A 15121-nucleotide genomic window follows, 5' to 3' on the forward strand; every position below is an offset into this window, starting at 1 on the left:
GTTAGGACGACAGCGCAGCGCATTCCATCAAGGTCAAGAGCTTCGGCTCCATCTAAGGCCGGATACATTTGCGCAGACCCAACCGTCATCTCCACTTTTCGCTTGCAACAACGCGGCGGACCATACATTCCGGGTTGCCGAGGAGTCCACTCAGGATGACGGTGTCACGGCGTAACCTTCGATCCGTGGCGAAACCTCGCCGCCACTGAAACTCCCCCTGGTCCGGCTGCGTAACATCCTCAACCCTTGGAGGTCCTTAAGTGCTCTGGTTCTACGAAGCTTTCTTTCCCGTTCTCTGGATCGCCTTTCTCATCTACTGGCGAATCAAAGCCGCCGGCACAAAAACCAACCAGCGTCTCGAGCCCGCCGCCTCGCGCATCCTGCGCACCGTCATCTTCCTGATCGCGATCGCTCTGTTCTTCACGACGCGCATCCCGCTGCGCTGGCTCTATCTTGAGCCCTGGCCGGCTGGGCTTTGGGCCTTCTGGGTGGGAGCTGCCGTTATGGTCGCCGGTCTTCTCTTTGCCATCTGGGCGCGAGCACACCTCGGCGGCAACTGGAGCAGCGAAGTCACCATCAAGCAGGGCCACGAACTGATCACCACCGGGCCCTATGCCGTGGTCCGTCACCCCATCTACACCGGCATTCTGGCCGGGTTGCTTGGCAGCGCCATCGCCCTCTCCCAGGTGCGCGGATTGATCGCTTTCGCCCTCATCTTCCTCATGCTCTGGCTTAAGCTCCGCATGGAGGAGCAATGGATGCGCTCCCAGTTCGGGGAAACATACGCCGCCTATGCCCATCAGACCGCAGCTTTGGTGCCTTACCTCTTTTGATCGCTCGCGCCGATCGGCGTGACTGAGGTTGGGCACCTGGCGGTTGTAGGTGGCGTTAGCTTGTCTCAGTGCTTGTCGTAGCAGACTTCGCCGCTGTTCCTGGGATCAAAGAGACAGAGTTGCTGAGTCCAACTTCGGCCGCTGTCGTGGCTTACTCGTCCGATGCGGAAGAGTTGCGCGGAGCGGGTGTTGTCGTCTGCGGTGAGGACGAGCGCGGTGTTGTTCAGAGCGAAGGTTCCGTTCCTTCGAAAGGACGGAATAATCTGGCCGGTCATTTTGTTGCGTGTACCGCCAGCGCTTGAATAGTGCTCGTCCGGTTGGAAGACGTAAGCGAGGCCAACATCTCCTGTCCCGCCCAGCCAGGTGCCGATGAGCTGTTGGTGGATGGCAGCCAACGCTTGTGCAGCGGGCAGAGCATTGCGAAATTGGAGGCTGTAGAAGAATCCGGGCCATGCGTCGCCGTGCTGCTGGCTGAAACATGCGCTCCACAGGAAGTCCCTGGAAACGCCGATGACGGTGGCCGTCTGATTGGCGACCCTGGCCATGAGGAAGGTAGCGCCGACGGTGCGGGCTTCGCCCTCCTGGCCGCCAATGAGCTTGCGAATCAGGATGTATTCCCAGCCTTGCGGAGAGATGCCGTTTGTGATGGTGGGCAGGCCGGAGGTGTTGGGGGCGAGCGGATCTATATGGAAAACCTGGCGGAAGGTGAAGACCGCTTCTTCTCCGAGAGTGCGCGTGGCAGGACGCATGGGAAGAAGGGTGATCTGGCAGTTTTCCACTTGTGGATCCATGGGTCGGGCCATGGGATTTGCGTTACGGTAGGTTGGCGATGTGAGCACGATGGAGCCGGATGATTGCCGCTGGGCCCAGCCGATGGGGAGTTGGTAGGAGTAGTTTGCGAGCGAGTTGCTGGTGGACTCGGCCGGGTCAGGGTTCTGGCAGAAGAGCAATGGTACAGACAACAGAGAGAGCGTGGCCCCAAGAAGGAATGTCCTCATGGCGAGTGCTCCTGAGTTGGTGGTGATTGTAGCGTGGAATTCATTGCAGAGCGGGAGTTTTTATGAGGCAGGGAATTGCTTCCGGATTGCCGACAACTGGGGAACAACGAAGCCAGCAGCCTTGCTACACTCATTGCGAGAGTACGCAAAACTCGATAGGAACTGGTTCCCGGGCGAATAACCCCCTACTCGGACAATTATTTTCTATGATTTCGATTAAGAACTTAGTGGGTATTATCAAGAGCATTGGCTCAAAACACGAGTGGGAAGGCAATGGCTTTGTTGTCACACTCAAATCCCAGTGGCTCGTGGAATACAAGGAAACGGATGATCATCGAGTAGCGGAACTCGTTTCTGAACCATTAGTAGGTGGCGATGAAAAGATGCACAGAGCCGTATATCTACAAACCCTCAAATGGAAACTCGACTCCGAACGAGTTCCGGCGTCCGATGAGGACAAAAAACTCATTGCAGCGAGAATCAAAGAAGCACTGATACATCTAGAACCTTCAGCGGAACTAATTTCGGAATAGAGTTCCGCTCAGATGAATCACCGCAAACCGGAAGTTAACCCCTACTCCACCGAAACCGACCGCCACAAATCAATCCCGCTGTCCTTGGCGTGCTTGTCAATTTCCTTCAGTTCCTGTGCCGAGAATTCCAGATTCTTCAGCGAATCCAGAGAATCATCCAGTTGCGCCACATTGCGAGCGCCAATCAGCGCCGAGGTTACGCAGTAGTTGCGCAGCGCCCATGCAATCGCCATCTGCGCGAGGCTCTGGCCGCGTGATTTCGCAATCTCATGCAGAGCGCGAACGCGGCCCAGGTTCTCCTCTGAAAGAAAGTTCTTGCTGAAGCTGCTGTTCTCCAGCTTCACGCGTGAATCCTCCGGCACGCCATTCAGATATTTGCCGGTCAGCAGTCCCTGCGCAAGCGGCGAGAAGGCGATGCAGCCCACGCCAAGCTCGTCGAGTGTGTCGAGCAGTCCATTCTCGATCCAGCGGTTCAGCATGGAATACGACGGCTGATGAATCAGCAATCGGGCGCCTTCGGCGCGCAGAATTTCATATGCCTTTCGCGTCCGCGCCGGTCCATATGACGAAATACCGACATAAAGCGCCTTGCCCTGCCGCACGATCTGCGCCAACGCGCCCATCGTCTCTTCCAGCGGCGTATCGTTCCACGGGCGGTGCGCGTAGAAGATATCGACATATTCAAGCCCCATGCGCTTCAAGCTCTGGTCGAGCGACGCAATCAGATATTTCTTCGACGCGCCAATACCGTAAGGCCCCGGCCACATGTCCCATCCGGCTTTTGAGGAAATGATCAGCTCATCGCGGTGATCGCGGAAATCCTTCTTCAGAATCAGCCCGAAATTCTCTTCCGCCGAGCCATATGGCGGCCCATAGTTGTTCGCCAGGTCGAAATGCGTCACGCCGCGGTCAAAGGCGCGGCGAATCACAGCGCGGCCCGTCTCAAATACGTCCGCGCCGCCAAAGTTTTGCCACAGTCCAAGCGAAATTGGCGGCAGAACAATCCCGGAGCGTCCGCAGCGGCGAAACTCCGCCTGCTCATAGCGCTTCGGATCGGGCTGATAGGTCATGCAATTCTCCTCATCATTTGATCTTTCTTCTGGATCATACATTCACCCCAATGCCACACAGGCCGCAGCAGTCTCTTGACCTCAGCACGAAAATGGGTGCCGCATCCTGAGCGTAACCGGGGCCCCCACCACGCGCGGTGTTCGCGTGATGGGGTGGAGCGAAGGGTGGGAAAGCGATGCCCTTAACCGGCGGTACACAGTCACAGCGCTATACTGGTGCCGAAATGGGTACCAGTCGCCGCACCTTCCTTAAGCTCCTAAGTTCCAGCGCCCTGACCGCAACATTTCCCGCAAGCATCAGCCGCGCGCTCGCAATTCCAGCCAGCAATCGGACCGGATCCATCACCGACATCGAGCACATCGTCATCCTCATGCAGGAGAACCGCTCGTTCGACCACTACTTCGGCGCACTGCGAGGCGTGCGCGGCTTCGACGATCCGCGCGCGATGATGCTGCCCTCGGGAAAATCCGTCTGGCATCAGCCGCATGGCAACGGCCATCTGCTGCCCTACCGTCCAAAAGGCGCAAACCTCGGAATGCGGTTCCTCGAAGGCACTCCGCACGACTGGGAGACGACACAGAAGAGCCGCAATCACGGCCACTATGATCAGTGGGTCCCCAATAAGGGCGTGATGACGATGGCTCACTTGGTCCGCGCCGACATTCCCTACCATTACGCACTGGCCGATGCCTTCACCATCTGCGACGCCTACCACTGTGGGCTGCTCGGTCCTACTGACCCCAACCGCTACCATATGTGGACGGGCTGGGTCGGCAATGACGGAAACGGCGGTGGGCCGGTTGTGGATAACGCGGAGGCGGGCTATAGCTGGACCACCTATCCGGAAAGACTGGAAGCGGCGGGCATAAGCTGGAAGATTTACCAGGACATCGGCCATGGTCTCAGCGCGAGCAGTAACTGGGGCGACACCGGAAAAACTCCTTATGTAGGCACGTATGGCGACAACTCCCTGCTCTACTTCAAGCAGTATCAGAACGCTGAACCCGAAAGCGCGCTGCACCAGCGTGCAAAGACCGGCACCAACATCGCGGTTAAGGGATCGCTGTTCGATATCTTCCGCAAGGACGTGGGTTCCGGAAAGCTGCCGCAGGTCTCCTGGGTTGTCGCGCCTGAAGCTTACAGCGAGCACCCGAGCTGGCCGTCAAACTTCGGCGCGTGGTATGTCTCGCAGATTCTCGATGCGCTGACCGCAGACCCCGATGTCTGGAGCAAAACTGCGCTGCTGCTCACCTATGACGAGAACGACGGCCTGTTTGATCACATGGCGCCGCCCGTCCCGCCCGGGTCGCGCGAAGAGGGCGTGTCCACAGTCGAGACGACGCACGATATTTTCCCCGGCAGTGCGAAATATCAGGTAGGTCCGTATGGATTGGGCGTGCGCGTCCCCATGATCGTCATTTCGCCGTGGAGCAAGGGCGGCTGGGTCAACTCGCAGCTCTTTGACCACACGTCAATGATCCGCTTTATTGAAACTCGCTTCGGCGTGCATGAGCCGAACATTACTCCATGGCGGCGCGCAGTATGCGGCGATCTCACTTCAGCTTTCGATTTTTCCACCGCCAACAATGCAGCGGTTTCTTTGCCGCAGACCATCGCCTATCAGCCCCCGGACAATAAACGCCATCCTGATTACAAACCAACGCCTCCCAGGCACCAGAAAATGCCCGTCCAGGAGCCCGGAACGCGCCCAGCCCGCGCATTGCCCTACGCGCTTCACGCGCAGGGAGAAGCTGACATAAGCAGCGGCAAGTTCACTCTGCATTTCGCCAACTCCGGCCAGGTGGGGGCCGTTTTTCAGGTGCGGTCGGCGCACAGCGACGTCAAGCCTCGCAATTACACTGTGGAGCCAGGCGCGAAACTCTCCGATGACTGGACTTTTCAAAATGAAGGCACAGCCGCTTACGATTTGTCCGTCTTTGGCCCGAATGGATTTCTCCGCGCCTTCACGGGCAAAGCCTCCGGAGCGCTCATCGAGAGCGGCGCTGCTTATGACACCGCAAACAACAGTGTGGTCCTGCAACTCCGCAATCGGGGGAACGTAGAGACTACGGTGCGCGTGCTCGATGCGTATGCCAACAAAAAGGTCTCCCACACACTCGCTGCGGGTGAAGACTGGCAGCAGCCATGGTCTGTCAATGAAACACATGGCTGGTACGACTTCGTCATCGAAGCCGAAGGCGACTCCGCTTTTCGGCAGCAACTGGCTGGACACCTGGAAACCGGAAAGGACAGTACGAGCGACCCTGCAATCGGCGCGGCGAAGGCTTAGATCAGGAAACAGGTCGCGGCTGACGGCACCCCGAGTCTAGATTTTCTCGACGCAAGGGGCAAAGCATCGATTACGTCTAGGCCCAGGATCCCCGGGAACTACTGAACGTTCGTGGCCGTATATCTGAAGCGTACGAACTGGTGCGGTTCAATAGATGTCGGAGGCATCTCCATGAAACCTTTCGTTCAGAAGGCTCTACTCCTTTATTCCGCTACCCTCAGCACTGTTTTCGCTGTTGCAATGATCATGGGAGCAAAATCACAGCGGAACGCTGAATTCAACGTGATTCGAGCTCAGCGCCTCAACATTGTCGAGCCAGATGGAACCCTGCGAATGGTCATCTCCAATCACGACCAAATGCCAGGCGTAATTCTGAAAGGTAAGGAATTCCCTAAAGTAGACAGACCGGAAGCTGGAATGCTCTTTTACAACGACGAAGGGACAGAAAACGGCGGATTGATTTTCGGAGGTCATCGAAATGAACAAGGGGAGATCGTCGATTCGGGCGCTAGCCTCTCATTCGATCCTTACGGCGAAAGCCAGCAACTGATACAGTTAGCCGGCGTCGAAGATAAAGATAATCGCATTGTGGGGCTCGCAGTGAACGAACCCAAGAACCATTCGAGGAACCGGCGGATCTGGGTAGGACGTGGAGATGATGATTCAGCAATAGTGTCTTTGATGGATGCAAATGGCAAAAAACGCATCGTAATGCAAGTCGCTGCTGACGGCACCCCGAGCCTAGATTTTCTCGACGCAAAGGGGCAAGTAGTCCGGCATTTCATTTCAAACAACTAGATACCGGTAAATGCTATTGTCGTGGGCTGTGTAAGGATAGCAGCTTCCTTCTTGATATCACGAGGCCTTCTCAGGGAACCGGAACCAGCAGGGTCTTGCCCGCGACGGTGGTCAGCCCATCCAGCGAATCCATAAAAGCCAGAAATAGAGCTGGTTCGGATCGCAGACGCCACAGAATCTCAGCGTTCTTCCAGGCAGACTCGCGCGCGGCGCTGACGCTCCAGGCGGCCAATGTGTTTTCGAGGTGAGAAACGGCCGGAAGCGGATCGCCGAGAAGGCGCACATGCAGTGTTTGCTTGGCCGATTGAATCAGGCCGTCAAGCGTCGAATTGAGCCCGGTGTAGTCGTTATATTGCGTTCCGCCATGTTGCGGAATCGTGCCGGTTGCGACGCAGGTGGCGACAATCGCTTCCGGCAGGTCGTGATTGATATGGGCATTGATGCCCGCCAGCGCAAACTGAATGCGGGCGACCTGAACCTGGCTCCGGTTTTGAAAAAGCGCCTGCCAGCAGCCCGGCGTGGGCTGGCTTGAGAGCGACGAAGCCAGGGCGCCGAAGTAGAGCCGGGCGAATTGAACGTCAAGCTCGGCCAGCCATGCAGGATCGGCAAATCCACCGGCGGCGATGCGCGTCTCGACTGCCTGCGTAACCTGAAGATAGAGCCAGTTGAACCACTTCAGGCCGTCGCCGTCGGTGCAGATTGCTTCGATGGCCTGCATGGTCCTGAGAACATCGGCCACGGAGTTGGGCGTCGTTTGCGCGGTTACGAGCAGAGTCTGATCGTAAGGAAACATGCGTCCGCATTATAGCCACGAGGACGCGGAACCGCTCGAAATTGTACGGGCGCCGATCAGCTGCAATCAGGCGAATTTGACAAACTTGAGGGCCACGGAGTTCATGCAGTAACGAAGGCCCGTTGGCCGTGGACCGTCATCAAAGACGTGCCCCAGATGAGCGTCGCACCTCCTGCAGGAAATTGCGATGCGCATCATTCCCTCCGAGATGTCGGAGCTTTCGCGGACGTTTTCTTTTGCAATCGGCTGCCAAAAGCTGGGCCAGCCCGTACCCGACTCGAATTTTGTGTCTGAGCTGAAGAGGGCCGTGTCGCAGCATATGCACCGATAAAGGCCCTTGTCATGCAAGTTCCAATATTGCCCTGAGAAGGCTCTCTCGGTACCTGCCTGGCGCGTTACGATGTAGGCGTCTGGAGACAACTGCTGCTTCCATTCGGCATCGGTTTTGACAATCATTGGAAGCGCGACGGTGTCTTCCCGTACACCCGCATCGGAGAACTGCACGAGCTTGACGACCTTCGGAGTCAGGCTCTTCGCTTCGACAGATTGAGTACGCAACTGGAGCACCAGCCCAGAGGCAGCGGCAGCGCCCATAACAACAAACGCTCGGCGGCTTATCCGGTTTACATCATCGTTCTGTTTCGAATTGCCCTCGATCATGATCACCTCCAGGTGGAAGGCGAGGTAGAAAGCGATCAGAGAATTGATCGCGAAGTGACGTGATCCATCATAGTCCTTTCCGACTACGGATTTCCTAGCCGTTTTCAGCTTTCCCGCACGACTTTGACAAACACACCATCTGGCAGCTCCCCTTCAAGCAGATGCACAACTCCGCCTTTGACGAAGCCGCGCAGTGTCTGGGATTTCGGGACAGAACCAGACGAGCGGCCCGTGCCGCGGTCCATTGCCTCGTTTGCCAATTGGTCGGCGCGGCGGTTCTTTTCCCGCAGAACGTGCTGAATCTGAAAGCCTTTAAGCCGCGCGATGCGGCGGCGCGCCTCTTCGTACAGCGGTCGCAATTCGGGGCTGTTGACGCGATACTGACCCTTGATTTGCTTCACAAGAAGCTCGGAATCGGCGATGGCCTTCAGGTGAGAATGCCCGTTTGCGAGAGCATAGTCCAGGGCCGCCAGAAGGCCTGAATATTCGGCAAAATTGTTCGTTTTTCTGCCCAAAAACTCGTTTAATTCGGCAATTTTTGCGCCATTTTCGTCCTGAATATAGACGCCATAACCGGCCGGACCGGGATTGCCGCGCGAGCCGCCGTCGCAAAAGGCGGTAATCCAGCCCGGGTTTCCCAATTCGGGACTAGAGAAAAGATTTCTTGCAGAAGACATGAGCCGAGTGTAATTCACCCCGGTTGTATGAAAACGAAGCGCCGCGAGTCCGCTAACCAAAAGTCCTTAGGAACCGTCTATTTAGGTGCATTTGCTACAGCATTCCGAACGCATCCTGGAGCAGTAAAGAGCATGCCGGCAGACGCGCTAAGAATTCCCGTCCCCACAACGGCTACTGCACATCAAAATGGCCGGGCAGTACAATCCTCGCATCGAATGCTCACGGATGTACGCGACCGCACCACTGAAACGGAACTGATTCGCGAAGCCCAGCAAGGCTCGCGGGCAGCCTTTGACCTGCTGGTGCGTCAATATGATCAGGCGGTGCTGCGGCTGGCTCTGCATCTTACCGGCTCGGAGCAGGACGCGCAGGACATTCACCAGGAAGCCTTCCTGAAGGCTTATCGGTATCTGGGTAATTTCCGGTTCGAGTGCTCGTTCTATACCTGGATTTACCGCATCGTCACCAACCTGTGCCTGGACCAGCTCCGCAGGCGCAAGTCACGGCGCGAAGATCCGTCGGTGATGATCGATGCCTCGGGCGAAGAGCTTGACCTGCTAAGTAATGTGAGCGACGAGCGCTCCGGCGCGAACCCTGATCGCGAGTTGCAGCGCAAGATTCTGGGCCAGCGCATTCAGGCGGCGCTTGAAAAACTGACGCCGCGCGAGCGCATGGTCTTTGAGCTGAAGCACTATCAGGGGCTGAAGCTTAGAACAATCGGCGAAATGCTGAACACTACGGAAGAGACAGCGAAGAACACGCTCTTCCGCGCGACAAGAAAACTAAGAGCCAACCTTGCGGAGTTGCGTTAATTCCCCGCCGCATTGTTGCAGTCATAAAGAAAAGAAAGAAGGGGCTCAAGAATGAAGCCCCGGCACGAAGCAAATTTTTTGAGGCTTGTGAGGCAAAAGGATGAAGGCCATGAAGTGCGATCTGGCTCAACAGCATATTGCGTTGGCGGTCTACGGAGAGATTTCCGACGACGCCAACCACCAACTCGAACAACACCTGCTTGAATGCGATGTGTGCAGCCGCGACATGCAGGCTGTACGCAGCCTCAAGACCACTATGTCGCTCTATCCGGTGGAGGAGCCGTCGCCTACGATGGTGGCGCGGGCGCGCATGCGTCTGGAAGAAGCGCTCGACAATCTGCCGCGCGGACGCTGGTTTGTACGGCTCTCACAGGGGTTTCTCCGCGGCGTTGGCCGCTTGCGCACGGCGCCGGTCATGGCTTCCCTACTCTTGCTGGTTGGCATTGGCGCGGGCGGATACGGCGGATACCTCGCCGGTTTGAAAGCGCACGCCGCGGAGCAGTCAAAGCTTGTTCTGAACCTAGGCCAGCCGCCCGCCACAACCGAAGACAATCCCGCGCAGATTGCCAATGTCAGCGGCATCACGCGCGAGCCGAATTCGGAAATGGTGAAGGTGAACTACAACAAGCTGGTGCCGGAAACGCTGCAGGGATCGCTAGATGATCCGCGCATCCGCCAGCTTTTGCTGCTGGGCGCGCAGAACAACGTGAACCCAGGAGTGCGCGATGACTCCGTCGGACTGCTGGCCCATGAATGCCGCAACGGGCATGAGTGCGGCGACGGGCCGATTCGCAACGCGCTGATGGTGGCGCTGCGCTATGACAAGGATGCCAGTGTGCGCATGAAGGCCCTCGAAGGCTTGCAGCCCTATATCGCTGAGGACATGCGCGTGCGCGATGCGGTACTTGAGTCGCTGATCAAGGACTCCGACCCAACCATCCGTTCGCAGGCCATCACTCTGATTGAGCCGGTCGAAGGAGATTCGAGCGTGCGTGAGGTCTTACACACGGTGGCCACCCAGGACGAGAATCCCCATATACGTACCGTTTCTCGGCAGGTGCTGCAGCAGTTGCCGGAAATTCAATAATGAGGCGGTAACATTTCAACGAGAAGAAAGTCCTACAAGCAGGAAGCACTGATTGAGGCACACACATGAAGCACTTTTTGAGGCTGGGTTGGACAGTAGTTGCCGCGGGCGGCGCAACGCTCGCGGTGTGTGTTAGCCAGGTTGCGGCGCAACCGGTAACCGTTTTCAGCGATACGCCCGCGTATCTCGCGCATAGCTCGCAGAGCTATCTCGGCGTCAACATGCGCGACATAGACAATGACCGCGCGACAGAACTGAAGCTCAAGGACGCGCATGGCGCGGAAATCACCACCGTCGACCACGACGCACCCGCGAACAAGGCCGGGCTGAAGGTCCACGATGTAGTGCTGGAAATGAACGGCGAGCGCGTGGAAGGCGCGGAGCAGTTCCGGCGGATGCTGCGGGAAACCCCGCCGGGGCACACGATCCACCTGCTCATCAGCCGCGACGGCCAGCAGCAGAACATCTCCGTGGAACTGGCGGACCGCGCCAAGATTGAGGCCAATGCATGGTCGCAGCACTTCACCGTGCCTGATCCGGACGACGCCCCACTGTCGAATGGCCTGCTTCCACCGTCGCGCAGCTTCGGCAATGGCTTCTTCGGGGTCTTCACCACCAGCGGGCTTTATGTTGGCGCGGACGTTGATGTGCTGAGCACACAGTTGGCCAGCTACTTCGGCGTGACCGACGGAACCGGTCTCTTGGTCAAAAGCGTTGACGAGAACAGCCCCGCAGCCACAGCCGGCCTCAAAGCCGGCGACGTCATCACCAAAGTGAACAACGAAAATATGGCGTCGCGCGCCGACTGGATGAAGGCGCTGCACAGCAATCGCGGCAAGCAGGTGCAGCTCACAGTCATGCGGGACAAAAAAGAGCAGAAACTGAACATGCAGGCGGGCGAACCCAAGAAGAAGGGCGAGCTGGACTTTCCTGAATTCTGCCCCGATGTCATGGTCTTCGATGGGCCGGAAGGAAAAGTAGATCTGGGCGCCTTGGCGATGCTTGACTCGCAAGAGATGGCACGGATGGCACAAAGCATCGACGCCACAAAGCTCACGCAAGCGCTACGCGATTCTCTCAACACTATCGATCTCAAGAAGATGCAGCAGGACATCCAGAAGCAACTAGAGACGCTGGATAGCGGCTGGATCGACCGAGACGATATTCAGTAAAAGCGCCCCATTCAGTCATCCAAAATCGCGGCTCAGACCGTTAATTCGCCACTCCGGATCTGCGACTCGCCCTACCCTATCCCTTTGTGTTTCAATAAGAATGGGTATGTCAGCAACACGTCAACAGACTGCAGGACGCCGCCTGAAGGCCGCCAGCCGCAAGGTTCGCGAGCTAGCCCTGGTGGGTCATGCGCTTACCTCGACGCGGCATCCGGTCATGGCGCAGATTGTGCCCATGCGCCGCTGCAATCTGTCGTGTGCCTACTGCAACGAGTACGACGAGGTTTCAAATCCGGTGCCCATCGACGAGATGCTGCGCCGCATCGACCACCTGGCGCGACTTGGGACCAGCATCATTACCATTTCCGGCGGAGAGCCGCTGCTGCACCCCGAGCTGGACCAGATCATCGCCCGCATCCGCCATCATGGCCGTCTTGCCGGCATGATTACAAATGGCTACCTGCTGGTCTCAGAGCGCATCCAGCGGTTGAACAAGGCCGGACTCGACCATCTGCAGATTTCCATCGACAACGTGCAGCCGGACGAAATTTCAAAGAAGAGCCTCAAAGTTCTCGACAAGAAACTCCAGTGGCTTGCCGAGTATGCCGATTTCCACGTCAACATCAACTCCGTTGTCGGCGGCGGCATTAAGAACCCGCAGGACGCGCTGACCATTGGGCGGCGCGCTATCGATCTTGGCTTTACTTCGACGATCGGCATCATCCACGACGGCGACGGCCAACTGAAACCGCTGGGCGGAGAAGAACGTTCCGTGTGGAACGAGATGCGCAGCTGGAAGAAGAAGAACTACTCGCAGTTCAACCAGTTTCAGGAAGCCATTGCCAACGCCCAGCCCAATGACTGGCGCTGCCGCGCCGGTTCGCGCTATCTCTACATCTGCGAAGACGGGCTGGTGCATTACTGCTCGCAGCAGCGCGGTTTTCCCGGCGTGCCGCTGGCGGAGTATACGAAGGCCGACCTGAAGCGCGAATTCCTGACCGAAAAGACCTGCGCGCCGCACTGCACGATCAGCTGCGTGCATCAGGTCTCACACATTGATCACTGGCGCGCGCCACAGATTTCGACCACCACTCCGGGCGCTGCCGCCGGATTGATCAACATCCAGCTGTAACAACTTGTAACAACTTATAACAAACGCTTCTTCTTGGCGCAGGTATCATTAATACCGGCCACAGCCACATGCCAGACCGATCTACCAGCTCAGGCGCGGCAGCATTTCTTTCGCGCGATTTCCGCCGTTATCAGCTCGCGCGAGTGCTGGTCATTATCGGCGCGGAGGCGCAGGCGCTAGCCATTGCATGGCTCGTTTATCAGATCACGCATAGCGCTCTCTACCTTGGCTATACGGGCCTGGTGCTCTTTTTACCGGGGTTGTTTTTTCTGCTGCCGGCGGGGCATGTTGCCGACCGCTTTGATCGTCGTCACGTCATTCTCGTCTGTTACACCCTTCAGACCTTCTGCACACTTGCGCTCTTTCTTTTTGCGTGGAATGGACTCCGCGCTGTCTGGCCTATTTTCGTCGTGCTGTTTCTGGTCGGATCGGGACGCGCCTTCAGCGGCCCGGCCAGCGCGGCGTTCATTCCGCACCTCGTTCCGCAAAAGCATTTCGTCAACGCTGTCACTTGGGGAGCGACCATTTTCCAGATCGCTAATGTGGCCGGGCCGTCGCTTGGCGGCGTTCTTTACACGCTGCCGCTTCGCGGGCGCCTTGCTGGCGCAGGCATTGTCTTCCTCTTCAGTCTTGCGACGCTGCTGGCCTTTCTCTCGCTCATCCTCTCGTTGCATGTCCGGCCGGGGCGCATGGAGAAGCGCGACACATCGGTGGAAGTGCTCCTCGCCGGCGTCCGCTATGTGTGGAAGACGCAGATTCTCCTGGGCGCAATATCGCTCGATCTGTTTGCCGTCCTCCTCGGCGGCGCGGTCGCGCTTATGCCGATCTTTGCCAAGGATATTTTGCAGGCCGGGCCGCGGGGTCTGGGCCTCCTGCGCGCCGCCCCAGCAATTGGCGCACTGGCCGTCTCTATGTGGCTCACCTGGCGGCCTATTCAGCGCCGCGCAGGAAACAAGATGTTCGTCTGCGTCGGAATCTTCGGCGTGGCTACCATCATCTTCGGTCTATCGCGGAGCCTGCTACTTTCGCTCATCGCGCTCTTCTTCGTCGGCGCGTCGGACATGGTCAGCGTCGTGATCCGCTCTGCGGTATTGCAACTCGCCACGCCGCCTGCAATGCGCGGACGCGTCAGCGCGGTTTACTCGCTCTTTGTGAATGCATCCAATGAGCTGGGTGAATTTGAAAGCGGACTTACCGCCGCCTGGTGGGGGGCAGTGCGCGCCGTAGTGTACGGAGGGATCGGCTCACTAGCCGTCACGGGACTGTGGAGCGTCTTCTTCCCGAAACTTCGCGGCGCTGACGAGCTCACTCCCGAGTCACTGATGGAAGTAGAACTGGAACAGTCCGTGCAGGAAATCAGCCAGCGTTAGTTATTTTCACTCAATCGCAGCCGAGGGTGGTGGCCATGCGCAAGTGCTTAAGGCGAATGCTGCTCCTGTTCTTTCTGCTGGCTGCTTCGAGAATATGGGCCCAGGCGGGCCCCCCGTTCCAGACCGACGACCCAACGCCAGTAGATCTGGGGCATTACGAGGCTTATGTCTTTGGCACTCTGGACGGCACGCCGGCGGAACTTGACCCGGTTGGCCCCGCGTTTGAATTCAACTGGGGCGCTATCCCAAACATTCAGCTTCACGCCATTCTGCCTTTTGGCGCAGTACTGCCCTCGAACAATCCGATCTATGCTCCGGGCGGTAGCGGCTCCAGCGCTTATGGGCTGACAGACATGGAACTGGGCGTGAAGTATGGCTTTATCAAGCAAACAGCGCACCGACCGCAGATTGGGTCCTTCACCATGTTTGAAATCCCGACGGGCAGCTATTCCAAGGGGCTTGGAGTGGGCAAAGTGTGGTACAAGCTGCCGATCTGGGTGGAAAAAGAATTCGGCCCGTGGAGCCTCGTCGGCGGGCTTGGATACACTGTCGTTCCGCAAACACAATATCGAAACTTTCTGTATGGCGGATTCTTGGTCAAGCGGGAGATCAACAAGAGACTGGAACTTTCAGCCGAGGTCTTCTCTCACGCGCGGGAGGGCTTTGCCGCCGCGCAGACGGAAGCATCAACGATGATTGACGCGGGTGGCTACTACCATTTCAAGTCCCCCGGCTTGCAACTGCTTTTTGCCTATGGACACTCTATTGCTGGCCAGACGGAAAACTACGCCTACCTAGGTCTCTATAAGACCTGGGGAAAAGACAAAGGCGCGGCCCAGAATATGGCGGCGCAGACCATGCACTTTTTCTGAAGCGTGGCTGCTATTCGCGAAT

General features: G+C 57.6%; 15 protein-coding genes. 10 read left to right on the forward strand and 5 right to left on the reverse strand.

Going from position 1 to position 15121, the window contains the following annotated elements; genetic code table 11:
* Positions 1-260 precede the first annotated feature (260 nt).
* Positions 261-833 carry an isoprenylcysteine carboxylmethyltransferase family protein gene (locus VEV40_RS20480; protein WP_324834935.1) on the forward strand — a complete coding sequence of 191 codons (573 nt, stop codon included), beginning with the start codon at positions 261-263 and terminating at the stop codon, positions 831-833.
* A 65-nt stretch (positions 834-898) separates the two neighbouring features.
* Here VEV40_RS20480 and VEV40_RS20485 read toward each other — a convergent pair whose 3' ends face one another.
* Entirely contained in the window at positions 899-1831 is a 933-nt protein-coding gene (locus tag VEV40_RS20485; protein ID WP_324834936.1) for a hypothetical protein, read from the reverse strand.
* A gap of 62 nt (positions 1832-1893) precedes the next feature.
* Here VEV40_RS20485 and VEV40_RS20490 point away from each other — a divergent pair, with 62 nt between their 5' ends.
* Positions 1894-2364, forward strand: a complete 471-nt coding sequence (locus tag VEV40_RS20490; RefSeq protein ID WP_324834937.1) for a hypothetical protein — start codon at positions 1894-1896, stop codon at positions 2362-2364.
* A 41-nt stretch (positions 2365-2405) separates the two neighbouring features.
* On the opposite strand, the gene mgrA is transcribed toward VEV40_RS20490, so the two are convergent.
* On the reverse strand, positions 2406-3434 hold the full coding sequence (mgrA, locus tag VEV40_RS20495) for an L-glyceraldehyde 3-phosphate reductase (RefSeq protein WP_324834938.1): 1029 nt from the start codon (positions 3432-3434) through the stop codon (positions 2406-2408).
* Positions 3435-3658: 224 nt separating this feature from the next.
* Here mgrA and VEV40_RS20500 point away from each other — a divergent pair, with 224 nt between their 5' ends.
* Entirely contained in the window at positions 3659-5725 is a 2067-nt protein-coding gene (locus VEV40_RS20500; RefSeq protein ID WP_324834939.1) for a phosphocholine-specific phospholipase C, read from the forward strand.
* Between the two features lie 171 nt (positions 5726-5896).
* On the forward strand, positions 5897-6523 hold the full coding sequence (locus VEV40_RS20505; protein ID WP_324834940.1) for a hypothetical protein: 627 nt from the start codon (positions 5897-5899) through the stop codon (positions 6521-6523).
* A gap of 70 nt (positions 6524-6593) precedes the next feature.
* On the opposite strand, the gene VEV40_RS20510 is transcribed toward VEV40_RS20505, so the two are convergent.
* The 3 genes from VEV40_RS20510 to VEV40_RS20520 all read right to left on the reverse strand — a co-directional run bounded on the left by VEV40_RS20510 (position 6594) and on the right by VEV40_RS20520 (position 8653).
* Positions 6594-7316: a DUF5995 family protein gene (locus tag VEV40_RS20510; protein WP_324834941.1), complete on the reverse strand. Its 723-nt coding sequence runs from the start codon at positions 7314-7316 to the stop codon at positions 6594-6596.
* A 66-nt stretch (positions 7317-7382) separates the two neighbouring features.
* Positions 7383-7976, reverse strand: a complete 594-nt coding sequence (gene msrB, locus VEV40_RS20515) for a peptide-methionine (R)-S-oxide reductase MsrB (protein WP_324834942.1) — start codon at positions 7974-7976, stop codon at positions 7383-7385.
* Between the two features lie 104 nt (positions 7977-8080).
* The gene (locus VEV40_RS20520; protein ID WP_324834943.1) at positions 8081-8653 is read right to left on the reverse strand and encodes a ribonuclease HI family protein; all 573 of its coding nucleotides are present in this window, start codon (positions 8651-8653) and stop codon (positions 8081-8083) included.
* A 216-nt stretch (positions 8654-8869) separates the two neighbouring features.
* Here VEV40_RS20520 and VEV40_RS20525 point away from each other — a divergent pair, with 216 nt between their 5' ends.
* The 6 genes from VEV40_RS20525 (at position 8870) to VEV40_RS20550 (ending at position 15099) form a co-directional block, all read left to right on the forward strand.
* Positions 8870-9466 (forward strand): RNA polymerase sigma factor, encoded by a 597-nt coding sequence (locus VEV40_RS20525; RefSeq protein WP_324834949.1) that lies wholly within the window; start codon positions 8870-8872, stop codon positions 9464-9466.
* Between the two features lie 109 nt (positions 9467-9575).
* Positions 9576-10553: a hypothetical protein gene (locus VEV40_RS20530; protein ID WP_324834944.1), complete on the forward strand. Its 978-nt coding sequence runs from the start codon at positions 9576-9578 to the stop codon at positions 10551-10553.
* Between the two features lie 65 nt (positions 10554-10618).
* The gene (locus VEV40_RS20535; RefSeq protein WP_324834945.1) at positions 10619-11725 is read left to right on the forward strand and encodes a PDZ domain-containing protein; all 1107 of its coding nucleotides are present in this window, start codon (positions 10619-10621) and stop codon (positions 11723-11725) included.
* Positions 11726-11831: 106 nt separating this feature from the next.
* Complete coding sequence (locus VEV40_RS20540; RefSeq protein ID WP_324834946.1) at positions 11832-12857, forward strand: radical SAM protein; 1026 nt, start codon at positions 11832-11834, stop codon at positions 12855-12857.
* A gap of 68 nt (positions 12858-12925) precedes the next feature.
* On the forward strand, positions 12926-14227 hold the full coding sequence (locus VEV40_RS20545) for an MFS transporter (protein WP_324834947.1): 1302 nt from the start codon (positions 12926-12928) through the stop codon (positions 14225-14227).
* Positions 14228-14262: 35 nt separating this feature from the next.
* Entirely contained in the window at positions 14263-15099 is an 837-nt protein-coding gene (locus VEV40_RS20550; protein ID WP_324834948.1) for a transporter, read from the forward strand.
* The last annotated feature ends 22 nt before the right edge of the window (positions 15100-15121 follow it).

It is taken from the genome of Alloacidobacterium sp. (assembly GCF_035631355.1).
Taxonomy (GTDB): domain Bacteria; phylum Acidobacteriota; class Terriglobia; order Terriglobales; family Acidobacteriaceae; genus Alloacidobacterium.